Origin of the sequence: Aminiphilus sp. (genome assembly GCF_029975095.1) — a bacterium.
In the GTDB taxonomy this organism is placed as follows: Bacteria; Synergistota; Synergistia; order Synergistales; family Aminiphilaceae; genus Aminiphilus.
The window spans coordinates 1-23,327 of sequence record NZ_JARKPW010000031.1 but is presented as its reverse complement, the minus strand read 5'-3'; the positions used below and the strand labels follow the sequence as shown (position 1 = coordinate 23,327).

Annotated in this window: 20 protein-coding genes and 1 pseudogene; 1 reads left to right on the top strand and 20 read right to left on the bottom strand. The window is 59.9% G+C overall.

Going from position 1 to position 23,327, the window contains the following annotated elements; genetic code table 11:
• Positions 1 to 90: 90 nt before the first annotated feature.
• Together Q1K49_RS02085 and Q1K49_RS02080 are read right to left on the bottom strand one after the other, a co-directional pair.
• A complete protein-coding gene (locus Q1K49_RS02085) occupies positions 91 to 573 on the bottom strand; it encodes an endonuclease (protein ID WP_300522222.1) in 483 nt (160 codons plus the stop codon).
• Complete coding sequence (locus Q1K49_RS02080) at positions 567 to 1,427, bottom strand: lysophospholipid acyltransferase family protein (protein WP_300522219.1); 861 nt, start codon at positions 1,425 to 1,427, stop codon at positions 567 to 569. Before Q1K49_RS02080 ends, Q1K49_RS02085 begins: the two co-directional genes overlap by 7 nt.
• Before the next feature lie 215 nt (positions 1,428 to 1,642).
• On the opposite strand from Q1K49_RS02080, the gene Q1K49_RS02075 reads away from it, so the two are divergent.
• Complete coding sequence (locus Q1K49_RS02075; protein ID WP_300522216.1) at positions 1,643 to 2,440, top strand: universal stress protein; 798 nt, start codon at positions 1,643 to 1,645, stop codon at positions 2,438 to 2,440.
• A 172-nt stretch (positions 2,441 to 2,612) separates the two neighbouring features.
• Here the strand turns inward: Q1K49_RS02075 and Q1K49_RS02070 are convergent, their stop codons facing one another.
• The 18 genes and pseudogenes from Q1K49_RS02070 to Q1K49_RS01985 all read right to left on the bottom strand — a co-directional run.
• Positions 2,613 to 4,601 (bottom strand): TRAP transporter permease, encoded by a 1,989-nt coding sequence (locus tag Q1K49_RS02070; protein WP_300522213.1) that lies wholly within the window; start codon positions 4,599 to 4,601, stop codon positions 2,613 to 2,615.
• Between the two features lie 79 nt (positions 4,602 to 4,680).
• Positions 4,681 to 5,634, bottom strand: a complete 954-nt coding sequence (locus Q1K49_RS02065) for a TAXI family TRAP transporter solute-binding subunit (protein WP_300522212.1) — start codon at positions 5,632 to 5,634, stop codon at positions 4,681 to 4,683.
• A 105-nt stretch (positions 5,635 to 5,739) separates the two neighbouring features.
• Entirely contained in the window at positions 5,740 to 8,028 is a 2,289-nt protein-coding gene (locus Q1K49_RS02060; protein ID WP_300522210.1) for a transporter substrate-binding domain-containing protein, read from the bottom strand.
• A 342-nt stretch (positions 8,029 to 8,370) separates the two neighbouring features.
• Complete coding sequence (locus Q1K49_RS02055; protein ID WP_300522208.1) at positions 8,371 to 8,988, bottom strand: transglycosylase SLT domain-containing protein; 618 nt, start codon at positions 8,986 to 8,988, stop codon at positions 8,371 to 8,373.
• A 208-nt stretch (positions 8,989 to 9,196) separates the two neighbouring features.
• Positions 9,197 to 11,107: an aldehyde ferredoxin oxidoreductase family protein gene (locus Q1K49_RS02050; protein WP_300522205.1), complete on the bottom strand. Its 1,911-nt coding sequence runs from the start codon at positions 11,105 to 11,107 to the stop codon at positions 9,197 to 9,199.
• 45 nt (positions 11,108 to 11,152) lie between these two features.
• Positions 11,153 to 12,328, bottom strand: a complete 1,176-nt coding sequence (locus Q1K49_RS02045; protein ID WP_300522231.1) for a malic enzyme-like NAD(P)-binding protein — start codon at positions 12,326 to 12,328, stop codon at positions 11,153 to 11,155.
• Between the two features lie 65 nt (positions 12,329 to 12,393).
• Positions 12,394 to 13,608: a 6-phosphofructokinase gene (locus Q1K49_RS02040; RefSeq protein ID WP_300522204.1), complete on the bottom strand. Its 1,215-nt coding sequence runs from the start codon at positions 13,606 to 13,608 to the stop codon at positions 12,394 to 12,396.
• Positions 13,609 to 13,695: 87 nt separating this feature from the next.
• Positions 13,696 to 14,424 (bottom strand): rhomboid family intramembrane serine protease, encoded by a 729-nt coding sequence (locus Q1K49_RS02035; RefSeq protein WP_300522201.1) that lies wholly within the window; start codon positions 14,422 to 14,424, stop codon positions 13,696 to 13,698.
• Entirely contained in the window at positions 14,421 to 15,302 is an 882-nt protein-coding gene (locus Q1K49_RS02030) for a hypothetical protein (protein ID WP_366146030.1), read from the bottom strand. Before Q1K49_RS02030 ends, Q1K49_RS02035 begins: the two co-directional genes overlap by 4 nt.
• Before the next feature lie 158 nt (positions 15,303 to 15,460).
• Positions 15,461 to 15,700 (bottom strand): hypothetical protein, encoded by a 240-nt coding sequence (locus Q1K49_RS02025; protein WP_300522198.1) that lies wholly within the window; start codon positions 15,698 to 15,700, stop codon positions 15,461 to 15,463.
• Between the two features lie 49 nt (positions 15,701 to 15,749).
• Positions 15,750 to 17,030, bottom strand: coding sequence for a TRAP transporter large permease (locus Q1K49_RS02020; protein WP_300522195.1), 1,281 nt, complete (start codon positions 17,028 to 17,030; stop codon positions 15,750 to 15,752).
• Positions 17,027 to 17,494 (bottom strand): TRAP transporter small permease, encoded by a 468-nt coding sequence (locus tag Q1K49_RS02015; protein ID WP_300522225.1) that lies wholly within the window; start codon positions 17,492 to 17,494, stop codon positions 17,027 to 17,029. Before Q1K49_RS02015 ends, Q1K49_RS02020 begins: the two co-directional genes overlap by 4 nt.
• A gap of 123 nt (positions 17,495 to 17,617) precedes the next feature.
• Positions 17,618 to 18,601: a DctP family TRAP transporter solute-binding subunit gene (locus Q1K49_RS02010; RefSeq protein WP_300522192.1), complete on the bottom strand. Its 984-nt coding sequence runs from the start codon at positions 18,599 to 18,601 to the stop codon at positions 17,618 to 17,620.
• A 341-nt stretch (positions 18,602 to 18,942) separates the two neighbouring features.
• Entirely contained in the window at positions 18,943 to 19,626 is a 684-nt protein-coding gene (locus Q1K49_RS02005) for a response regulator (protein ID WP_300522189.1), read from the bottom strand.
• A 38-nt stretch (positions 19,627 to 19,664) separates the two neighbouring features.
• Positions 19,665 to 21,332 (bottom strand): sensor histidine kinase, encoded by a 1,668-nt coding sequence (locus Q1K49_RS02000; RefSeq protein WP_300522186.1) that lies wholly within the window; start codon positions 21,330 to 21,332, stop codon positions 19,665 to 19,667.
• A gap of 17 nt (positions 21,333 to 21,349) precedes the next feature.
• A complete protein-coding gene (locus Q1K49_RS01995; protein WP_213693676.1) occupies positions 21,350 to 21,925 on the bottom strand; it encodes a Fe-S-containing hydro-lyase in 576 nt (191 codons plus the stop codon).
• A gap of 13 nt (positions 21,926 to 21,938) precedes the next feature.
• On the bottom strand, positions 21,939 to 22,784 hold the full coding sequence (locus tag Q1K49_RS01990; protein ID WP_300522181.1) for a fumarate hydratase: 846 nt from the start codon (positions 22,782 to 22,784) through the stop codon (positions 21,939 to 21,941).
• Between the two features lie 461 nt (positions 22,785 to 23,245).
• Positions 23,246 to 23,327: pseudogene (locus tag Q1K49_RS01985) on the bottom strand (oxaloacetate decarboxylase); the annotation flags it as partial.

Sequence of the window (23,327 nt, the reverse complement as noted above, 5' to 3'; positions counted from 1 at the left end):
GTCCTCCCGGTGAAGTCGAGGTTTTTTCCTCAAATCCACACCACTCTCCAGGCAGGAGGTGAGCGTTTCCGTCATCCCCGCAACATCATTCTACCCGTCCTCCTCTGGAGATCCAAGAAAACTTCTTTTTTTCTCGGGTCTCAGTGCGGCAAGAAGGGTACTCCAGGCCGCAAGGTCATCGAGGGAACGAGGTGGGACCTGAAGCGAGAGGGGCAGCAGGCGCCGCATTCCCCTGGGAGGGTGCAACGCCCAGTAGAGCCGGCGGGCATCGAGCGTGGAGTATCGCTCCTCCACGACACGAAGGGCAAACGCACCTTCCGAGAGAACCTTTTCCATTGATTCCGATCCGGTTCCGTTCCCGAGGAAAAGAACCCGTACCTCCTCATCCGGCACGTTCTCCGCACATCCCTCGGTACGCCATGGCTCCAAATCTCCCCATCGCCTCGTCCGGAGAACATCCAGAAAAACCGACAATGCCGAAATCGGGGCAATCCCTCCAAGAAGAAGCGTTCCATCCTCCCCCGAAAGGACCCAACCGAATTTTTCCCTTCCCGGATCGACACCGGCTAACACGAGATCATGGCCTCCGTGGAAGCCCACCGGGGATAGAGCCACATCCACTGTTCCGGATGGGAAACGATCCATTCGCTGAGGACATCGTTACTGCACCACGCCGCATCTTTCTCGTCCTCCCCGAAGGGAGCGCCATCTTTGCCCTGCAGTGGCGGGAGAAAATGAAGATCGTGGAAGATTCCATCCTTCCTGCGAACCATGAACACGGGCACCACGGAAGCTTCCAGTTTGTACGCCATCTTGACCGGACCATAAGGTGTGCTTGCGGGAAGACCAAGGAAAGGGACAATGAGTCCACGGTCCTTCGGATCCTGATCGAGAAGTACCGCGAGCACTTCGCCTTTCCGCAGACAACGAAGAGCTTCTTTCAGATCGAATCCCTTACCTATGGTGACGACACCGCAAGAGCGCCGCAGCTCGGCGATGAGGTCGGAAATACGGGGATCCCGCTGTTCCGCACCGATTGCGTTCATGGGATATCCCCGTTCCGCAAGCAAAGCGGCGGCCATCTCCCAGCTCCCGAAATGCGCCGTGAGGAGAATGACGCCCTTTCCCCGGGCGAGGGCGTCTCGAAGATGTTCTTCTCCATGAACGGTGACGAAACGTTTCACCTGTCCTTTCATTTGAGGAAGCCGGATAAACTCCACGACACTGCGTCCTATGTTCCCATAGGAGCGCCGCACGATATGCCGTGCCTCGGGCATTCCCACTCCCAGAGCCCGGACGCAGCGAGCTTCCGCGCCGTCCACACGCTTCTTGTCCCAGATCCACAGCAGTGTTCCCAGCATCTGACCGACCCGGAGAGCAGTGCGGTGAGGCAGGTGATTCACCAATCGCCGCACAACACAAAGCATCTTCCAAACTGCCTCCCGATTCACCCCTGACGTCCCTCCTCGCTGTAACGACTTCCACACGGTCTCGTGCCTCCATGAAGGTCTCCCCTGCCTTCTCCGGAGCGCACCGTTCCTGTTCCGCTACATTCTCTCCACTGCCTACTTGACCGACAGTGAAGACATTCTATACTTTTCTCCATAATTCTGAAGCGACAAAACCGCTCGGGAGGTGTGTCATGCTCGGAAAAATCCTCTACCCTTCGGACCTTTCTCCCTTCTCCCAGAAAGGGCTCGCCTGGGTCGCCGCCAAGGTGACACAAAAAGAATCGGAAATTATCATCGCTCACGTGGTGAACCCCGCTGCCGGGTACAACACACCGCACCTCGTCCGGGAAGCGGAGATCAGGCTCGCTGTCATGGAGCAGAGCCTCCTGCCTTACAATCTGCGCCACGACACGGTCGCTCTTGCGGGGGAAGAATTCGAAACCCTCGCGGAATACGCACAGAACGAGGAGTGCACGCTTGCGATTCTCCTCGCCGAACCGGACGACGATCTCCTCGCCTTCGTCCACAAACTGGCAATCCCACAGTTGATCCTCAAGGCCGACGGAGAGGAGCTCCCCGAGAGAGACATTTTCGAGCACGTGGTTATCGCCGTGGGGCTTTTCGAAGAGAGAACCGAACATCTTCTCGAAGCGGCACGGGCATTCCTCGAGGGGAGAAACGCCTCCGTGACGCTCCTTCACGCCGTCCCTCTCGATGACCCCGGCAACGCGGATCTTCTCGTGCAGGCCGCAGATGCGGCACTCCAGACCGTTTCGGATGCACTGACTCCCCTGGTAAAAGAAGTCCGCGCCCGCCTCGTGAGCGGCTATCCCGAGGAGGAACTCCCTGCAGCACTGCAGCAGCTGGAGCCGTCTCTGCTCATCCTGGGAGTCTCCCAACACGGCGAACTCTGGGAAGTGCTGGTGGGAAGCGTCGCCAAAGCACTCATTGAAGAAACACCTTGCCATATCCTCATTGTCCCGAACTGACGTTTTTCCCTTTCGGACACAACCACTCTCTTTCCATCATACCAGCATTTTCTCCGATCCGAACGAACGAAGCGGAGGCGCCGAGAGTTTCCGGCGCCTCCGCTTCGTCTGGAAGCCACACTCCTCCGGATTGCCCGGAGAAGACACCACCCTCGTAAGGCTGCCTCTCGGTTTACGCCCCGAGGGGAACTGTTTCCTTTCCCGCCATGAAACGCTGAACGAGGAAGAACGCAAAGAGTGTCGCGATGACCGCAACCTTTGTCACTGTTCCGGGGAGAAACGCCGCGACCCCCGCCAGAATTGCGATGGCCCGGGAGGGTACTCCGAGATTGCGGAACATCCATCCCTGCCCTCCCGCCGCCAAGGCCACCACGCCGAGGAGGGAGGCCACGACGAGAATCGCCAGATGGAACGGCTCGGGCTGCTGAAGAAGAATCATGGGCGTGTAGATGAACGTGTAGGGCAACAGGTAGGCCACGATGACCATGCGCGTCGCGTGGATACCGGTGCGCGTCGGGTCTGCACCGGCAATGCCCGCTCCGGTGAAGGCGGCGAGGCAGACGGGAGGCGTGAGATCCGCCATGATGCCGAAGTAGAACACGAAGAGGTGGGCCGCCAGGGGCAGGACACCGAGTTTGATCAGCGCGGGAGCGATGATGGTGCTCGTGACGATGTAGTTGGCGGTGGTGGGAAGCCCCATTCCCAGCACGAGGCAGGCCACCATGGCGAGCACCAGGGTGGGCAAAAGCCGTCCCCCCGCCACGTCGATGATGTTGTTCGAGATGGTGAGCCCCAGGGACGTGAGGGACGACGTGCCCACCACGAATCCCACGAGAGCGCAGGCGATGGCCACGCCGAGAGCTCCCCGGGCACCCTCGTCGAGGGCGGCGAGGATCTCCCTGATACCCAGGCGCGTGTGCGCCCGGAACATGCTCACCACCACCACAGAGATGATTCCCCAGTAGGCGGCGGCAAGGGGTGTGTATTTCTGGAGCAGCATGGTGATGATCACCGCGAGGGGGATCAGGAGATGCCCGTCCCTGCGGAAGACCTCACCCACCCGGGGCAGTTCGGAGCGATCGAGCCCCTTGAGCCCCCGTCGCCGGGCACGGATGTGCACGTTCACGAAGAGCGCCCCGTAATAGAGGATCGCGGGAATGATGGCCGCCGCCGCGATCCGAAGATAGGAGATGCCGAGGAATTCGCTCATGATAAAGGCCCCCGCCCCCATGATGGGGGGCATGAGCTGCCCCCCCGTGGAGGCACAGGCCTCGACGGCTCCCGCATACTCGGGAAGATATCCCACGCGTTTCATCAGAGGAATCGTGAAGGCCCCCGTGGTGGCCACGTTGGCTACGGAAGAACCGTTGATCGTCCCGAGAAGCCCCGAAGCGACGATGGCCACCTTCGCAGGCCCGCCCGGGCTGTGTCCGGCCACGGCCAGGGAAAGTTCGTTGAAGAAGCGTGCCCCCCCGCTCCGGGAAAGAAACGCCCCGAAAAGGATGAACATGAAAACGAACGTGGCGGACACACCCAGGGCCACACCGAAGAGTCCCTCCGGGGTGAGGTACATGTGCTGGATGATGCGGGAAAGCGAGTAGCCTCGGTGCATGAACATTCCCGGCGCATACCGCCCGAAGGCGCAATAGAGGAGGAAGAGAAAGGAGAGCGTGGGAAGAACTTTACCCACGATGCGCCGCCCCGCCTCAAGGACCAGCACCATGGTGAGCACACCGAGGACGACGTCCGAGGAAAGCGGACGCGCCCCTCTCCGGGCGATCTCGTTGAAGAAGAAGACGATGTACCCGGTACCGACCACGGCAAGCGCCGCCAGCATCCAGTCATACCAGGGAATTTTCGTACGATTCAGCTTCGGGGACGCGGGATAGAGCAAAAACACCGCCGCGAGCGCAAAGGTCAGGTGCACCGCCCGCTGGATCGCCGTGGGAAGAAGGCCGATCCCTGCCGTATACATGTGAAACAGGGACATGGCGATACACCAGGCGGAAACCACATATCCCTGCCATCCCGTCAGCCTCCGGTAACGGCTCTCCGTGTCGTACTTCTCCACCAGGCGCTGCACCTGCTCCTCTGCGAGAGACTCGGCTGCAGGAACGTCACCGATGGAGAGTTTCTCCACGTCTTTCTCGTTATTCGACATTGTGCTGCATCACTCCCCTGAACATGAAAAAGGCGGGGCGGCGAAGCGCCCCGCCGCTGCGTGTTGTCCCGCGCGGATATTACTGAATGACGCCCACTTCCTTGTAGTACTTTTCGGCACCGGGATGCATGGGGATCTTGAAGAGCTTGGCGTTCTCGGGGAGCATCGTCTCCATCTTGGAGTTCACCGCCACCACGTCCGCTTTCTTGTCAAAGGCGTTCTTGGTGAGCTGATAGACCAAGTCGGCATCGACGCTGTCCTTCACGGCGATGATGTTCCAGCTTGCATAGGTCTTCACGGGCGCGGTCTGATTCTTGTAGAAGTTCGCGGGAATCGTGAAGGGAACCCAGTAGGGAGTCTGCTCCATGACCTTGTCGAGTACTTCGTCGGAGAGATCAATGAATTCCACGATATCCAGGGTGGTGACTTCCACTACACCGGCGATGCCGAGGGATCCCACGACGATGCCGCAATCAATGCGCTTGTCGCCGAACGCCGCGGCCGTATCGGAAAGCCCGAGGTTTTCCGGAGTGATGTCCTTGTCGGGGTCGATTCCCGCAGCCTTCAGCAGCTCCCGGGCAGTCACCTCAGTGCCGCTCGCCACGGCACCGATGGAAACGCGCTTCCCTTTAAAGTCCGCAATGGATTTGATGCCGCTCCCTTTGGCGACGAGGAGGTGAATGGGCTCGGGATAGAGGGGAAGCATGGCGCGGAGATCTTTCTGCGGATTACCCTCGTACTTTCCCTGCCCCATATAGGCATGGTAGTAGAGACCGTCCATAAAGCCCATCTCCGCTTCTCCGTCGGCCATGAGCTGAATGTTGTTCACCGTGCCTCCCGTGGATTGGGCGCTGGCCTTCACGTCGGGAATCGTGTCGCTCCAGATTTTTGCCAGTGCAGCTCCCACGGGATAGTAGGTGCCGCCGGTGGTTCCGGTACCGATGTTCAGAAACGTCGCCGCAAACGCACCGCTTACCAGGAGCCCCAGACACAGAACCGCACAGAGCGCACTCCACAAAGCCTTCTTACGCATACAATCCCCTCCCCATGTGTGTGGTGTCCAATAAAGCATACAAAGAAAGCAGAGTAGCGTCAACTTCCTCACCCGATTCACGCAAGGCCGGACCAAACATCTCCGTCATTGGGGGTCCGCCGACATGGACGAATGAGACGCATCCCTTGCGCCATCTCCATCACGACAAACGGAGATACCTTCGCCCATCCTGTTTTCCAGATGCGCGAGAATAATGGGGCGAACCATACCGGAGCGGGAGCGTTTATGCCGATACATGGCGTCATCGGCCTCCCGGAAGAAAGACCACACGGAACCCCGCCCTCCAAAACGCACCGCATACCCCATGGAAAGGCTGAGGTAAAGAGTCCCTTCGCCGTTGCTCGTCTCCACCGCGCGGAGAAGCAAATCCGAACGTTCCTTGACGATCCGCTCGTCACATCCCGGCAGGAGCACCGCGAATTCGTCGCCGCCGATGCGGGCAACGACATCGGATCTGCGAAAAGTATTCCGAAGCAATTCCGCGCATCTTCGGAGGAGGCGGTCTCCCTCGGCGTGTCCGAGCGTGTCGTTCACGAGTTTGAGACAATCCACGTCGAAAACAACAATACCAAGGGGATCGAACCGCCCGGCATCGAGCCGGCGCATTTCCTCCTCGAAATAAGCCCGGTTGTACAGGCCGGTGAGCATGTCGTGAAGAGAAAGATATTCGAGTTCCTCCAGTGCCTTTCGACGATCCGTCACGTCCAGGAGAATCCCCTGGAGATGGCTCGGCGTTCCATCCGCTCCTGAACGGACCCACGTACGCTCTTCGATCCAACGGACATCTCCGCTCTTCGTGAAAAAACGATACTCCCGGATATACTCTCTATGTCCTTCCTCCACGTGGTTCGCGGTTTCCCGGAGCACATCGACCCGGTCTTCCGGGTGGATCAGTGCCCAGTAGGAAAGCGCTCCTCCCAGGAATTCTTCCGGAGCATAGCCGAACTGACGAACATTTTCCGAGATATACTCCACCGGCCACTCCGGTCCGACTCTCCAGAGAATTGCCACCACGGGGCTGCGTCCGATGATCGTCTCCAGCTCGTTCCGCCGTCGAAGCGCTTCCTCCAGATTTTCCATAGCCCGCTTGAGCTCGGTGATGTCGAAGAGAACACCCTCCATCCAGCGGGGCACACCCTCTCCGTCGCGAAGAATCCGTCCCCGATCGAGAATCCAGCGGATGCCTCCATCCCTATGGACAATGCGGTATTCCCGGGAATAGCGGTCCTCTCTCTCGCCGTCAACGAGCCATTGAAGAAAAGCCTGGCGGTCCTCGGCAATCATGATGTCCGGAATGGAGAGATCACCGTCGTCGAGAAAACGTTCCACCGCGTATCCGGTGATCTCCGTCACGGCGCTTCCGATGAAGAGTTTGCTGCAGAAGACATCGAGACGGCTTCGATACACGGCACCGGGGATGCTCTGCACGAGATCCCCGTAGCGTGCCTCGCTCTCGGACAACGCAACGAGAGAACGCTCCCGCTCCAGAAGGGATTCTTCGAGCGCTCGGGCATGACGACGTGCTCGTCGCCGCAGCACATGGAACCACCATCCCCCAATTGCCAGGAGAACCACGAGTGCACTCCAGAAAAGAACGCGCTCCACGTCACTCCGGGTTCCCCGCACAACGCCGAACCACGCATCGTGAATCTGACCGTAGCGCCCGGTGGATCGCAGAATATCCATACCCTCCGTGAGAAGCGCCAAAAGCCTCGCGTCGTTCTTTCGCACGGCGAAGCAATACTCCAGAGGCACAAGAGGCTCTCCCACGGACGTGACGTTGTCGATGTGGTGCCGCTTGAGAAGGTAGTGACCTTGATAGGTACCGAGCAACGCCGCATCGTGCACTTCACTTGCAAGGAGGCGCAGCGCCTCCGCCGGGGTCTCCACGGGAACGATTCGGCCGAAAAGGCCGTACTCGGCAGCGAAGTCGTGCATGACATCGCCTCTCTGAACAAGAATCGATTTTCCGCGAAGGTCATCCAGAGAGGAAACCGGCGTGCTTCGCCTTACGAAAATGCTGTGAGAAACGAGCGTGTGAGGAGGCGAGAACTCCACAAGACGACGGCGTGCTTCCGTGCGGAACATGCCCATCAGCATCTGGATCCTGCCTTCCTCCAGGGCAGTACGGACATCGCTCCAAGGGCCGAGAACAATGCGAACGCGCAATCCCATCGCTTCCGCCAGAGCATGCAGCAGATCAACGTTGAACCCCGCAGGACGCCCCTTTTCGTCGAGGAATTCATAAGGGGGGAAATCATGGTCTCCGCCGACGAGGATTTCCTCCTCGGAAGCGGCGAAAAGAACGGCGGAAAAGAACAACGACACGAGGAGAGCGGCGAACACGGACCATATCGGAACGACCCTTCGCATTCCGCTCCCTCCTCCGGCAACGGATCGACCTGGGGATCCCCTGTCTTCAATGCTCAAAATTGCCGTGTTCTCATTTTACTTGACGAAATTTAAGGGTGCAAGTACAGCACGCAACACATCACGGAAAAGACGGCAAGGCAACTCGATCCCGGAGAAGGGATCCCATCTTGGCCCTGCTGCTTCGCTTTCTCGGGAACTCTTGCAGGGTACGACCTGTCCGCCTTCGAGCGGAGGATACCCCAGCGTGCTTGTCACACATCCGACGCGAAAACAACAGGGACGACAGGAAGAGCTCCCGTCGTCCCTGTAGATCCTTTCTCTTTGGGAAGACAACCCACGCCGCTATTTTTTCTCCGCGAGTTTTTCCTTGTAGAGAGCCACAAGATTCGTGTAGTTCTTGAAGACCTCTTCCCTGAAGGTGAGACTGTGCTTGCTGTAATACCGCTCCACTGTCTCGTCGTAATCGTGGGTGCTCTTGGCGAGATTATCCTTCAGGATGTGCGTGCCCACGCGAATGTTGATGACGGGCTTGAAGAGAATGCGAAGGTTCTTCACGTTGGGATATTCCCGATAGATCCATTTGCGGTTGTCGTCCCAGTTGATCATCATGAGCCCGTATTCGCTCCGGGTTTTCGCGGTCCAGACGAGATTGGACTGGGCGATCATCAGGGAGGCGATAAGGAAGGGGTCCACCTGAAACTGCTGTGCCGCCGCCTCCACGTACTCGGCGTAGTTCGCCGCACGTTTCTCGCTCATGTCCTTGTTCACCGTCCGGAAATAGGCCCGAAGCGCGTCTTTTCTCGCGCCGGCGTTCTCCGGGAGATTCCAGAGCTTCATGTACGCCACATCCGGGCTCGTCCGGAAAAGCGGTGTGTAGGCAAACGAAGGCAATGCTCCGAGAAATACCGCCGCAAGAAGAAAAACCGCAAGTCCCACGTTCCGTTTTGTACCACCGTTCATGCTTGTTCCTCCATTCCCTACCGGACACATGCTCCGTCTCCGGCCTCTCCATGGTTCTCTCACCCGGAGATGCGTGCATCGTACCACTGAAAGGATTCCCTCAACCCCGAAAAATGGCGTATTCCCACTTTGCCGGCTACGGGAAAATCTTCCCGGAAAATCCGGGTTCTCTTGCCCGAGCCAAGTTCCGCGTCGACGCTGCGCCGCTTCAGGACATCCGCGTTCTCTCGGGCTTTTCGTGCCCGAGAGCCCAGCGGGAAAGCCCCAGTTCCTCCACTTTCCCGGGTAGAGGAACTCCCCTTTCGTCCCATCCCATGATGCCGTACAGCAGGGTACGCGCCTGCAGAAACGCCTCCCTCGAAATCGTCTTTCCCGCAAGCGCTCCCTCGGGCAAAGGGTCGAAGAGACGGGGAGGGAGCATGTCATCCTCGTCGGAGAAACCGAGTCTCAGGTTGAGAAGGCGCGTTGCCGTAATGCCCCGTTCTCCTATCTTGAGCAGTTCCCAAAGGGACGTGTCCCACCCCGTTCCCGCTCTCACGAGGTCGGGAAGCGCCTGGATGGGAAAATGACTTCTCGGAGCGAAGACGAAGAAGCATCCGCCCAGGTGATTCAGCGCACTCCAGAAAGACCATAGATACGCGTCGGCGACGATCTTCGCCGGATCGAAGGCCAAGGGGTCCATGGGATCGAGCACGCCCAGGCAGGCTACGGATTTGAGGGGGAATCCCTCGGGATTGACGAAGAGCGTGTCGTGGGCGAACTGCATGTGGTCGGCGCCGCCTGCGGCACAGGCATACCCCAGGGCGACCCCGACCTTCCCTCTCGGATCGTGCATGGGCAGTTCCTGCCCCTTCACGGTGAGGACAAAGGAACCGCTTTCTCCTCCAAGACGTTCCGACGCCCGTTTCGACCCCTCGGCGAGGAGATCTCCGATCCCCTCCCGGGCAGCAATGCGGGAGAGGAGACGAAGCATGCCCTCCTCGTCGCCGAATCCACAAACTCCCGCCTCGGAGGGGGAAAGAACACCCTCTTCCACGCACTCCATGAGCCAGGCGATGGTCATTCCTGCAGAGATGGTATCGAGTCCGAGGTCGTTGCACCGTTCGTGGGCTTTTACCACCGCATCGAGTTTTTCGATGCCGCAGAGCGATCCGAAGGAAGCCACGGTTTCGTACTCGGGTCCGCCGAAGGTGGGATCCGCGTCGTAACGCCCTCCCCCTGTGACGCGTTTGCAGCGGATGCTGCAGGCAAAACAGGACCCACGATCCTGGAGAAACCGTTCATTGTAGACCTGCCCTCCTATTTCCGTCGCAGCCTCGAAGGTTCCGCTGCGAAAGTTCCGGGTGGGAAGAATGCCCAGCGTATTGAGCCCGACCACGCCGCCGGGCGTGCCGAACTCCCGGAGCCCGGAAGCGAGAGGATTTTCCTGCCAGTCCTTGAACAGATCATGGCATTTTCTGAGCATTTCTCTGTCTACGGGAGTTTCCGGTTTCGGCGCGGGACAGACCACGGCCTTGATGCGTTTGGATCCCATGACCGCACCCAGACCGCACCGCCCGTTCGCGTGCCGAAGGTCGTTCACGATGCAGGCGTAACGGACGCATCGTTCTCCCGCGGGACCGATGAGCGCCGCGGTGATCCTCCCGTGCCGCTCCTGCAGTTTTTCCAGAGCCGCCTTTGTTCCCAACCCCCAGAGATCTTCCGCGTCACGCACCGCAACGGTTCCGTTTTCCACCCACAGGTAGACGGGACGTTCCGAGACCCCTTCCACGACCAGAGCATCCACACCCTGCGCGCGGAGAGCGGGGCCGAAATACCCGCCGGCCTCGCTCTCTCCGTACGCGCCCGTAAGAGGACTCCGGGCATAGACGCCGTAACGACAGACCCCGGAAAAGGCGAGTCCGTTCAGCAGGCCTGCGGCAAAGACGAGAGGATTCTCCGGCCCCAGGGGATCCGTCTCGGAGGAGACGCGTTCCAACAGGACGGGAAGCGCCAGCCCCTTCATGCCGCCCCAGGTCCGAACCTCTCTCGGGGAGAGTTCTTCTCTCTCGATCCGGCAAGAAGGAAGGGAGAGGAACAGCCGGATTGCACTCGTTCGTTCGTGCTCCGCCGCGGGCATGAGGCATCGCTCCTTTCACTTCACTCGGGAACACTCGACGGCGACTCAGAGCCGGGCCACACCGGTCCTTCGCGCCGCCTCTCCCACACGGGCAGCCATTTCCGAAACCACCCGCGGATCGAAGGCGTCGGGAATGATGTACTCGGGCCGCAGTTCTTCCTCGCTCACGAGAGAAGCAAGGGCCTCCGAGGCGGCGAGCTTCATCGCCTCGTTCACAACTCTTGCCCGCACGTCCAACGCCCCTCGGAAAATTCCGGGGAATCCGAGGCAATTGTTGATCTGGTTCGGATAATCGCTCCGACCGGTGGCCACCACCGCCGCCCCGGCAGCCTTCGCTTCGTCGGGGTAGATCTCCGGCACGGGATTCGCCATGGCGAAGAGAATGGCGTTTCTGTTCATGGTACGCACCATCTCTCCCGTCACGAGCCCTGGACCGGAGATGCCGAGAAAGACATCCGAACCCTTGAGAGCGTCCGCAAGACTTCCCTCTACCTTCTCCGGATTCGTGATGGCCGCAAGGGCCTCCTTCGCGGAGTTCATTCCCTGGGGACGCCCCGGATAGAGGGCTCCGACGCGGTCGCAGAGGATGAGATTCTTGGCTCCCGCGGAGAGAAGAAACTTGGCGATGGCCACCCCGGCAGCCCCGGCCCCTGACAGGACCATGCGGCACTCGCCCATTGTCTTGCCCACGATCTTGAGGGCGTTCCAGAGGCCCGCGAGGGCGATGACGGCGGTCCCGTGCTGGTCGTCGTGAAACACGGGAATGTCCAGGCGCTCCTGAAGTCGCGTCTCGATCTCGAAACAGCGGGGGGCGGAAATGTCCTCCAGGTTGATGCCTCCGAAACTGGAGGAGATGAGCGCCGTGGTCTCGATGATCACATCGGGGTCCTTGGAATCGATGCAGATGGGAAACGCATCGATGCCTGCGAAGCGTTTGAAAAGGCAGCACTTCCCCTCCATGACGGGAAGCCCCGCGTTGGGGCCGATGTCGCCGAGCCCGAGCACGGCGGTGCCGTCGGTGACCACCGCAACCATGTTGTTTTTCGAGGTCACCTCGTAGATGGCATCGGGATTGCGCACGATTTCCCGACAAGGCTCGGCAACACCCGGCGTGTAGACCAAAGAGAGTTTTTCCATGCCGTCCACGGGAATGCGGGGATTCACGTCGATCTTGCCCCGATGCTCTCTGTGCAGCGCCAACGCCTTTTCAAACACGTCCATTTTCTTCTCCACGTCCTTCAACTCCTCGACATCGAAATGAGAGACTCGGAAGCACTGTCTCCGTATCAGTACACGCGATCCTGCACACCCGGTCCCTCCGCGAAAAGAGGGGCGCAGGGAACAGGAACCCTTCCGAAACAGATGTCCATCTGCTCGTAGAAAGAGACGATGCGGAGATCCACCTCGCGGCGGCGAATCGCCTCCTTCGTGGAAATGTAGCGGATTTCGCCGCCGTTGACCGAGAGCACCGTCACTCCCGAGAGCCCCTGCAGAAGAAGGAGGACCGCTGCGGCACCGGCCTCCTTGCCGAAGTTCACGTCGTAGGCGAAGGTGGAACCGGAGCGGACGAGATGCCCCGGCACGACCTCCCGGACCTCCGGGCTGGTGAAGACGTCCGGAACGTACATGCCGACCCGTTTCAGAAACCGCTCGATCTCCTCGTCCCGGCGCAGCCGTTCTTCGAGACATTGCCGGACGTAGCGCCCGGCCCCCGCGAGCTTGACGTGGCCGAAGGAATCCAGGGAAGCGGAGTCGTCGGCGAAGAGATGTCCCTTTTCGTCCCGGATGCCCTCGGCGACGACGATGGTATAGGTTCCGGAGCGCAGATCGCTCCGGAGAATACGCCGCATATAGTGCCGCTTCATGTGGTCGTAGACCACGTCGAAGTCGACGGGAATCTCCGGAATGAGAATGCAGTCCGCGTCGGAGGCCACGCCGCCGCGAAAGGCCGTATGCCCCGTATACCGACCGAAGACCTCCACGACCATGATGCGGTTATGCGTCTTTCCCGTGGTCTGGATCTCGTTCACGAAATGGGCGATCTTGTTGATGGCCGAATCGCCTCCGACGGAATAGGTATGGAGGTCCAGGTCCATGGTCTTCGGTGCGTGCACACAGGGGATACCGTTTTCCGTGAGGTCCACCATGACGCTTCCCGTGTCGTCGCCGCCGGAGATGACGAGCCCGCCGATATCGAATTTTCTCAATCCTTCGAGAATACGCCGGTATTTGTCCGGATTCTTGATTTTCGAGATCTTCACCCGGGAATGCCCCGCTTCGGACCCCGCGAAGGACGAGTGCACATGGTCGATGCGCTCGTCGTCCAGGCGGACCAGTTCGTCATAGTCCACGAGGTTGTAGAGTCCCGCATAGCCGCTGGGAATGATGTAGGCACCAATGTTCCGGGCCACCGCGATCTTCGCCGCGGCCCGCACCACCGCGTTGAGTCCGCCGCAATCGCCTCCGGCGGTGAGAATGCCGATGTTCCGGATGGGTTCCATCGTTCCAACCTCCTTTGCGGATGTTCTTCCGAATCCTCCCGTAAACCGACGATACTCGGGCGGGAAAGTGCCCTGCATTCTCCCGCCTCAGCGGGTCCTCCAGGGAAAACGCCCGCACTCCCTTCCCCTGCACTCGTAGACATAGCGCAGAGGCTTGCTCCTGTCCCGGAGAAAGAGCGGCAGCAGCAGCATCCCCGCGAGAAATCCTCCCACGTGCGCCCAGTAGGCGACGCCTCCCGACTGCATGGGAACACCCAGCCCGGCCGTGCCCCCGATGAGCTGAAGAACAAACCAGAACCCGAGCATGAGCACCGCGGGAACGCGCATGGTGAAGAAAAAGAAGAACAACGGCACGAGAACGAACACCCTGGCTCTCGGAAAGAGGAGAACATAAGCCCCGAGGACTCCCGCCACGGCACCGCTGGCACCGATCATGGGAACGGTCTGCCCCGGGCCGATCAGCGCCTCCACGAGTGCCGCCACGACACCGCAGAGTGTGTAGAAGAGAAAAAACCCTCCGTGCCCCGTCCGGTCCTCCACGTTGTTGCCGAAGATCCAGAGGTAGAGCATGTTGCCCAGGAGATGCAACCATCCTCCGTGGAGGTACATGGACGTGAAGAGCGTGAGCAGTTCCATGGGGTTCTCCCGCCACAGGGCGAGACGGACGGGAACCATGCCGAAGGTGTTCGTCAGCGCCAGCAGTTCCTGACGGGGCAGCACCGCTTCGTAAAGAAAAACGAGGACATTCACCCCGATGAGCAGGTAGGTGACAAAGGGAAAGCGTTCTCCCGGGACATCGTCGCCAAGGGGGATCACTCCTCGTCCCCTCCTCCCCTCCACGCGGAAAGGAATCCTCCGAGAGCTCCCTTGCCTCTCTTGGGCATTTCGTAGGGAAGAGGAATGTAGTTCACCGAAGGGCGCCCGCGCCCGTGCTGCGGATAGAGCATCATGAGGGCGTAGACTTCCTCGGGCATGTCCGTCTCCACGGGAAATCCCAGTTCCCGGGCCTCCTCCGCCGAAATGGGGTAATCGTGGGTCCACGTGCCCTGGCTCAGGAGATCCGCCAACGCTTCAGCCCGCTCCCTGGGCATGCCGTTGGCGGTGGTGATGGTCACCACCAGTTCCCGAACCTGACGAAGCGCCTTCCGGGCCACATCGGCCAGCACCAGAGTCTGATCGTCGATGTCGTTGTGGTCCTTCTGTTCGAGCACCTTCAGCAGAGACGCCGCGGGCATCTGCCCCAACTGCGGATCCACCGGGCCAAGCACGGCATTGGGATCCATCACGATGTGATCCGCCGCGAGCGCCACCAGCGTGCCGCCGGACATGGCGTAATGGGGCACGAAGACGGACACGGGAGCCTTGTGGCGGATGAGGGCGCAGGCGATCTGTTCCGCCGCGAGGACGAGCCCGCCCGGGGAATGGACGATCAAGTCGAGGGGCATGTCCGGCGGCGTGAGACGAATGGCACGAAGAATCTCCTCCGAGTCGTCGATGTCGATATAGCGCGACACGGGGATTCCCAGAAAAGAGACCGTCTCCTGGCGATGAATGAGGGTGACCACCCTGCTCTTCCGTTTGCGTTCCATGCGGACGATGACGGAACGACGTTGTCCCTCCAGAAGCTTCTGCTGGAACAGGGGCGTGAGGAAACTCCCGAGGAGAAAAAACCAGAAGAGCCAGCTCATGTCCATGTTTCCGTCTCTCCCTTCCGTTCCGGCTCCCCGCGCCGCCCCTCGGCGGAGAGGCGGGAGACCTTTCGTTTCCGAGATTGTACCCGCAAGCTGCGGCTCCCGCCACTCAAGATTACCGGAACAGTGGTTTCTGAAAAAACGCTTTCTGCGGGGAGAACTCATCCACCTCCGAGGGGTGGAAGAAGCGTCACGACATCAAAGGGAAACACCGGATCGTCCGAACCAATCAGACATCCCCCGCGCAACGCGACCCCCGGAAGAGAAGCGGAGACTCCCACCTGTGCAAGAATGTCTCTCAGGCAAAGAGGACCTGAAACCGTCACACGCGCCTCCTCCACCTTCCACCACCCTCCGGGAAAATGCAACGTCACTTCACCGCCACCGTGCCGATCTTCCAAGACGACACCTCCGGGAAAACGTTTTCTCCCGGCATCGTCCAGCGTCCGATTACCCGCCGAACGTTCTGGGGATGACCAGAATTATATCCTGGAAGTAGGTGATGAGCAGAAGATCCAGAAGGAGAACTCCCAGGTAGGGCATCACTTCCCTCGTGACTTTCTCTATGGGAATCTTGGTGATTGCCGAGACCACGAAGAGATCCAACCCGACCGGAGGAGTGATGCAGCCGATGGCGAGGTTCACCACCGTCATGACGCCGAAGAAGAGCGGATCGATGCCCATGGACAGTGCCACGGGAAGCAGAATGGGCGTGAGAATCACCACCGCCGCAGAGGCGTTGATCAGGGTTCCCACAAAGAGAAGCAGCACGTTCACCAGCATGAGAAAGACAAGGGGATTTGAAGTGAGCGTGGTGAAATACAGCCCGAGTCTGTGCGGCACCTGGGCGTTGGTGAGAATCCAGCCGAAGAGGTTGGCGCCGCCCACGACGAACATGATCATGGTGGTACTCACCGCTGCATCGAGCAAGACCTTGGGAAGATCGGAGATCCGCAGTTCCCGGTAGACGAAGAGGCCGATGAAGAGGCCGTATACCGCCGCCACCGCCGCCGCCTCCGTGGGGGTAAAGATGCCGCCGTAGATACCGCCGATGATGATCACCGGCATAAGCAGCGCCCAGAAACACTCCCGGAAGGAACGGACGATGTTGCTGAAAGCGAGGGAGCCGACCCCCTCGTACCCTCGCTTCTTCGCGATGAAATAGCTCACCAGACACATGGAGAGGCCCATGAGCGCTCCGGGAAGAAATCCTCCGAGAAACATGTCCCCGATGGAGACGGATGCGATGGCACCGTAGACGACCATGGTGATGCTCGGAGGAATGACGATGCCCACGGTGCCTCCCGCAGCCACCACCGCTGCAGCGAAGTCCTTGTGATATCCCCGCTTCTCCATCTCGTCGATCATGGCCGTGCCGATGGCGGCCGTGGTCGCCGCGGACGACCCCGAGATCGCGGCGAAAAACATGCCCGCCACGCCCACTACGAGGGCAAGACCTCCCGCGAGGGCCCCCACGAGGGAATGGGCAAAACTGAGCAGCCGTCGCGTCACGCCTCCGTGGGACATGAACGCCCCGGCGAGCATGAAGAAGGGCACGGCGATGAAGGAAAAGGAATCCACGGAGGTGAACATGCGCTGTGCCACGACAATGAGAGGAATATCCATGATCGCGTAGAGCGCCACTGCCGCGGAGGCACCGAGAGCGATGCCGATGGGGGCCCCCGTGGCCAGCACGAGGAGGAACCCGCCGAAGACGACCCAGAGGATCATGCCGTGTCCCCTCCCTTCGTGAGAAAGGCGTACAGATCCACCAGGAGCCGGCAGAGCATGAAAAAACACCCCGCCGGAATGGCCAGATAGATGTAGGCCATGGGAATCTCCATGGCGGGAGAGAGCTGTTCGAAGGTGCGCAGCACCATGCCCGCCCCCTGAACGATCATGATGATCATGAAAACAATGCTGATCGCGTAGGCAAGAATAGAGCAGACTTTCGCCGCACCTCCGCGAAGCCTGCTGCTTACGGCGAGCACCGCCATGTGCCCTCCCCGACGGGCAACCACGGGAAGCCCCAGGAAGACCGTCCAGACGAAGAGGTACCGGGACAGCTCCTCCGAATAGGTGAGGGAACTGTGCAGGGCATAGCGAGCCACCACCTGGGCGAAGGTGAAGAAGAGCATGAAACCCATGGTGACGATGATGATTCTCTGAAGGACCAGATCGGCCATATCGAGCACTTTTTTCAAGCAGATCCCCCCGATTCCGCGGAGAGGAGGGACGAAAAACGTCACTCCTCTCCGACCCGGACAATGTCTTTCCGGCGCACCACACCACCGAAAAGATGAATGCCGACCAGCCGTCTACTGGACGTTCACGGTCTTTTCAATATTCTCCTTGCCCACTTTGTCCTCGAACTTCGCCCAGACACCCCGCGTCGCCTCGGCAAAGGCTTTCTTGTCCACGTCGTCGTTGATCTCGCTCTTTCCGCTTTCCCGGATCTTCTGCCAATAGCCGTCCTCCAGCTCCCGGCAGAGGTTGCGCTGCCAGTCCCGAGCTTCCACGGCGGCCTCGAGAACCTTCTCCTGCAACTCCGGAGAGAGTTTCTTCCAAGCCTTGAGACTCACCAGGACAGGTTCCGCCGAATAGGTGTGCCCCGTGAGGGAGATATACTTCTGCACCTCGAAGAACCGGGCGGTGTAGATGTGCGCCGCAGGATTTTCCTGGCCGTCCACGACACCCTGCTGCAGCGCGGTGAACAGCTCCCCGAACGCCATCGGCGTGGGATTCGCACCAAGAGCTTTCATCATCTCAATGTAGATCGGTTGCTCCATGACACGAATCTTGAGTCCCTTCATGTCCTCGGGAACCCGAATGGGATGTTTGCTGTTCGTCATGTGTCGCACGCCGTTCTCCATGTAGGCGAGGACTTTCATTCCCTTGCCCTCGAGTTTCGCGCCGATCTCCATGCCCACCGAGTCCAGAGCCTTGTAGGCATGTTGCACGTCCCGGAAGATAAAAGGAAGATCGAAGACCGCCACTTCGGGAAGGAAATTTCCCAACACCGCCGTACTGGTGAGGGTGAAATCAATGGTGCCGAACTGTGTTCCCTCGATGAGATCGCGCTGATTGCCGAGCTGGCTGCTCGGAAACACCTGAATCTCCACCTTGCCCCCGGTCTTCTCCTTCACAAGATCCGCAAATTTCTGCGCTCCCTGCGCATAAGGATTCTCGGGATCCGCAATGTGCCCCAGCTTGAACACGAACTCCGGATCGGCAAAGGCCGTTCCTGTGACGACAACGATGAACGCCAGAATCAAAGATGCCCACACGGTTCCTTTTCGCATGCCACACACCCTCCTTTGTTTTCCTCCGTTTTCGAAAAAACCGGAGGTTCCTCCTTTTTTGCTCCCCCTCTTCCGCTGCCTCCCCATGAAGACGATGCAGCCCTGGAGGAACACAGTGAGTGTGCTCCATTCACCTTTTTTGAACAAGAGTTTCGTTTTTTTCTCGACCAAAAGAATATTTTTGTTCACGGAATGCGAAGGGAGAGGAAGAGAAATCCTTTGGAGTGGAACGTTTTTTCGGAAGATTCTCTATGAACGAAACCAAACAAAAAGGGACGGCGCCTTTCGGAAGCAAACTCGGCAATGCGGATACTTCACAGTGGAATGCATTGCCACCGCCGTCAGGGAAGAAGGCGGTATTTGTTCAAAGGACGTCCCACCTCTCCGTAACAGCGCTCCATCTCGGCCTTTCCGGTGGCGACGAGATGCTCCAGGTAGCGTCGGGCCGTAACCCTTGAAATGCCTGCTCCAGTGGCGGCTTCGTCGGCGGAAAGGGGAGCATCGGCATTCCGCAGCAATTCCTCGATTCTGCCGAGCATGTTCGCGTTGAGCCCTTTGGGAAGGGTGGCGCGGATGTTCTTGCGGTTCCGGATGAGAAAGAAGCCGTCGATGTCCTCCTGGCTGAACTCGCCCTGGCCGTTCTGAACGCGGCGCATGAGGTCCCGGTAGGCATCGAGGGCGGCCCGGAAACGTTCGAAAGTGAAGGGTTTGACGAGATAATCGAACACGCCCGAACGAACCACATCCTTGATGACTCCCGCCTCGTGCGCTGCGGAAATGATGATCACGTCCACACTTTTCCTGACGGCACGGAGCCTCTCCACGACTTCGAGCCCGTCCATCTCGGGCATGAAGATGTCCAGGATGACCAGATCCACCGCCGTCCTGGACAGAAAATCGAGCGCACGGGCACCGTTTCCGGCGGTTCCCACCACGCGGAACCCCGGAACGGAGAGAAGAAAACGTCGATGAATGTCGAGAACCATGGGATCGTCCTCGACAATGAACACGGTAATGTCCCGCACCGTCCTCTCCTCCTTCCGCAGAGGGACCGGAAACTCCGTCACGCTCCTCGGGGATCGCCATTCCCCGTTCCATGGGGAATACGCACGAGAAACTCCGTTCCGCCTCCGGGGCGGGCGTGCACGCTCACATCACCTCCGCAGGCATCCACGGTATTCTTCACGTTGAAGAGGCCATATCCCCGCTGAGGCCCTTTGCTGGAAAACCCCTTCTCGAAAATCCGCTCCGTCAACGCCGCAGGAATGCCCCTTCCCGAATCGCGAACACTCACGAGAATTCCTCCGGATTCGTCGAAAAGGGAAATCTCCACGACTCTTCGCTCCGGAGCTTCCTGCTGAACCGCCTCCATCGCATTTTCCAGGAGATTGCCCACGACCAGAACGAGAGCCTGGCTGTCGAGATCCTCCACAGGGCCGCAGAAACTGTCCGGATCGAGAGAGAAGGAGATGTTCAATTCTTTGCAGCGACCGGACTTTCCGAGCAGGAGTCCCCCCAAGGAAGGATTCTTGATGCGCCGGGCGATAAAGGACATGAGGGAGCGCTGGGTTTCGACGATACCGGAGATGAACTCCACCGCTCTCGCGTATTCACCGAGCTGGACAAGGCCCGATATGGCCTGGAGCTTGTTGAGAAATTCGTGGTTCTGCACCCGCAGAGCCTCCACGTAGCGTTTGACCCCCGTGAGTTCCTCCGCCATGGAAAGAACCTGGGTCATGTCCCGAAAGCTCGCGATGGCACCGACGACGCGCCCCTTCACCTTCACGGGAATCCGGTTCGTGAGAATGCGCGATCCCAGAAGATTCTGCTCCTGGTCCAGTTCGCTCTCGCCCGAGGCGAGCACTGCGGGAAGACGCGTGGCGGGAATCACTTCCTCCACACTGCGCCCTACGGGATCACCCTCGACCCGAAGCAGATCCTCCGCCCTCCTGTTCATGAGTCGGATTCGTCCTTCCGCATCGACGGCGACGATTCCCTCCGGGACGGCTTCGATGACACTGTCCAGTTCCTGGACGACCCGTGCGATTTCGTGGGGCTCCAGACCACCCATGGCTCGCTTTATGTCCCAGGCAAGGACGGTCGCACCCAGAAACCCCACTCCAAGGCCGAGAAGCAGCGCAACCTGGAGAAAATGATTGAGCGCCCCCATCTGTTTGCGTACTTCCGCCAGAAGAATACCCACGGCGACGGCGCCCACTTGGTTTCCCTCGAAATAGACGGGAACGAAGGCCCGCATGGACGGCCCAAGCGTTCCCACCGCCTTGGACACATAGGTTTCTCCGCGAAAGACGAGCCCCTCGTCGCCCCCCACGAAGGTTTTCCCGATGCGCTCCTCCACGGGGTGGGAGTATCTGACCCCTCGCATGTCGAAGAGAACGATGTACTCCGCACCGGTTTTCCGCCGGATCCGCTCTGCAATGGGCTGAATCACCCGCTCGCCTCCAGGTTGGCCCAGAGAGCGCTGAATATCGGGGACCTCCGAAACCGAGAGCGCCACATTCATGGCGTTTTCGCCGAGGCGGGTCTCGAACTGGGCCACGATCTTCCGGCTCGTCACGAAACCGACCACGGCGAGGCTCGCGCCGAAGAACGCGAGTCCCATGAGAATGATCTTCGTCCGGATCTTCAGAGGACGACGAAGCCCCTTCCCTCTGTTCCCCAGACTGCGAAAGATGCGGCGGGAAAAGAACCGCTCCTCGCTACCGGACATACGACGCCCGAAAAAAGTCAGGAGTCGCCTTCCCGTCGGGCGAAGGCGGCGGGGCCGATCTCGTAGAGATCGGTCCCGTGGGAATCCACCACTACCACGAGAGGAAGGTCTTCTACAACAAGTTCCCGGATCGCCTCGGGCCCCAGGTCTTCATAAGCCACGGTCCGTACAGACCGGACGCATCGGGCGAGAAGTGCCGCCGCGCCGCCGGTGGCACCGAGATAGACGGCGCCATGTTCCCGAATGGCACGTATCACCTCGGGGGACCTTCGTCCTTTGCCGATCATGCCCTTAAGCCCCTGGGCCAGAAGAAGCGGGGTATAAGGATCCATGCGCGTGCTCGTGGTCGGACCGATGGGGCCGATCACGTGTCCGGGCTTTGCCGGAGCCGGTCCGGCATAGTAGATCACCTGGCCGGAAAGGGAGAGGGGAAGCGCCATTCTCTTTTCGAGGCATTCCGCCATGCGTCGATGCGCCGCATCGCGGGCCGTATGGACGGAGCCGCTCAAAAGAACCAGATCTCCTGCCCGAAGAGACGAAAGCGCCGCCTCGTCCAAAGGCGTTACGATGGAGCGCGGTTCGCTTGAATGCATGGTCCTCGCCTCCTTACAGAATGCCCTCGGCGTGACGGAGGGCGTGGCAACAGAGGTTCACCGCCACCGGGAGGCCTGCGATGTGGGTGGGCAGCCATTCCGCGGCGACGCCGAGACAGGTGACGCGCCCTCCGTATCCTCCGGGGCCGATGCCCAGGGCATTCACGGCAACAAGGAGACGTCTTTCGAGAACCGCGTACTCCTCATCGGGATGGGGCATTCCGAGGGGCCGCAAAAGAGCGCGTTTCGCCGCGAGAGGCGCCGTCTCGAAATTACCTCCGATACCGACGCCGATCACGACGGGCGGACAGGGGTTCGGTCCTGCTTTGCGCACCGTCTCCACCACGAACTCCACCACACCTTCGACACCGTCGGCGGGCTTCATCATGCGCAAAGCGCTCATGTTTTCGCTGCCCATTCCTTTGGGGGCCACGGAGATATGAACCTCCTCTCCCGCGACAAGGCGCAGGTGCACCACCGCCGGCGTGTTGTCCCCGGTGTTTTTCCTCCGGAACAATGGGTCGGTCACGACAGACTTCCGGAGGAATCCCTCCGTGTAGGCCCTACGGACACCCTCGTGCAGGGCATCCTCGAAACTGCCGCCCTCGAAATGCACGTCCTGCCCCACGTCACAGAAAAGCACCGCGAGGCCACAGTCCTGGCACACAGGCACGCGCTCCTCCGCAGCGATACGGTGGTTTTCGAGGATGTCCTCCAGTACAGCCTTTCCAAGGGTGGACGTTTCCTCGACACGGCCTCTCTCCAAAGCCAGGGCCACATTCCGGGGAATCCCGTAATTCGCCTCAAGCAGAAGTTTTTCCACGAGGTCGGTCACGGCAGAGACAGCTACGGATCGCATGACACACCCCCTCCTTCCCGGAACAGCATACCATCGAGCGGAGGAATGCCAAACCGCTCCTTCGATGCAACCACCGACAACAAGTTCCGAACATCCTCTTCGAAAGATGAAGAGAACCTCTGAAAAATGCCGCGCCGGTCTCTGAAAAACGCGATGCGACCGAGATTGAGGGAGGGCGATTTCTACTTGATCAGAACTTCCCAAGAAACAAAAAAACCACTTACGGGAATGGATTCGCAGAAAAACATCGCAACGTGCACCGTCTCCCGCAGCGATGTCGAATTTCCTGCAGAGAGGACGCAACGTGATTTCCGATCCGGACGCTTTGTGATTGCAACAGTGCGGCGGAGGATTCGGGCACGAGGCGCCCCCGCGACAAGAACCTCATCGCACGACGAAGGGGGCCTCCCGCACGGGAAGCCCCCTTCATCGTGATTCCTGCGAAACCGCAGAACTCTCCGTCACTGCGTGAGCAGCGTCAGCATGGCTCCCGCCGCCACGGCGGTCCCGATCACGCCCGCCACGTTCGGACCCATGGCGTGC

Coding starts and splice junctions, on each gene's coding strand:
- Q1K49_RS02070 (WP_300522213.1), bottom strand. CDS start 4,601: ATGTCGAATAACGAGAAAGACGTGGAGAAACTCTCCATCGGTGACGTT.
- Q1K49_RS02065 (WP_300522212.1), bottom strand. CDS start 5,634: ATGCGTAAGAAGGCTTTGTGGAGTGCGCTCTGTGCGGTTCTGTGTCTG.
- Q1K49_RS02055 (WP_300522208.1), bottom strand. CDS start 8,988: ATGAACGGTGGTACAAAACGGAACGTGGGACTTGCGGTTTTTCTTCTT.
- Q1K49_RS02050 (WP_300522205.1), bottom strand. CDS start 11,107: ATGCCCGCGGCGGAGCACGAACGAACGAGTGCAATCCGGCTGTTCCTC.
- Q1K49_RS02030 (WP_366146030.1), bottom strand. CDS start 15,302: ATGGACATGAGCTGGCTCTTCTGGTTTTTTCTCCTCGGGAGTTTCCTC.
- Q1K49_RS02040 (WP_300522204.1), bottom strand. CDS start 13,608: ATGGAACCCATCCGGAACATCGGCATTCTCACCGCCGGAGGCGATTGC.
- Q1K49_RS02000 (WP_300522186.1), bottom strand. CDS start 21,332: ATGTCCGGTAGCGAGGAGCGGTTCTTTTCCCGCCGCATCTTTCGCAGT.
- Q1K49_RS02080 (WP_300522219.1), bottom strand. CDS start 1,427: ATGCTTTGTGTTGTGCGGCGATTGGTGAATCACCTGCCTCACCGCACT.
- Q1K49_RS02010 (WP_300522192.1), bottom strand. CDS start 18,601: ATGCGAAAAGGAACCGTGTGGGCATCTTTGATTCTGGCGTTCATCGTT.
- Q1K49_RS02060 (WP_300522210.1), bottom strand. CDS start 8,028: ATGCGAAGGGTCGTTCCGATATGGTCCGTGTTCGCCGCTCTCCTCGTG.
- Q1K49_RS01990 (WP_300522181.1), bottom strand. CDS start 22,784: ATGCGATCCGTAGCTGTCTCTGCCGTGACCGACCTCGTGGAAAAACTT.
- Q1K49_RS02020 (WP_300522195.1), bottom strand. CDS start 17,030: ATGATCCTCTGGGTCGTCTTCGGCGGGTTCCTCCTCGTGCTGGCCACG.
- Q1K49_RS01995 (WP_213693676.1), bottom strand. CDS start 21,925: ATGCATTCAAGCGAACCGCGCTCCATCGTAACGCCTTTGGACGAGGCG.
- Q1K49_RS02045 (WP_300522231.1), bottom strand. CDS start 12,328: ATGGACGTGTTTGAAAAGGCGTTGGCGCTGCACAGAGAGCATCGGGGC.
- Q1K49_RS02075 (WP_300522216.1), top strand. CDS start 1,643: ATGCTCGGAAAAATCCTCTACCCTTCGGACCTTTCTCCCTTCTCCCAG.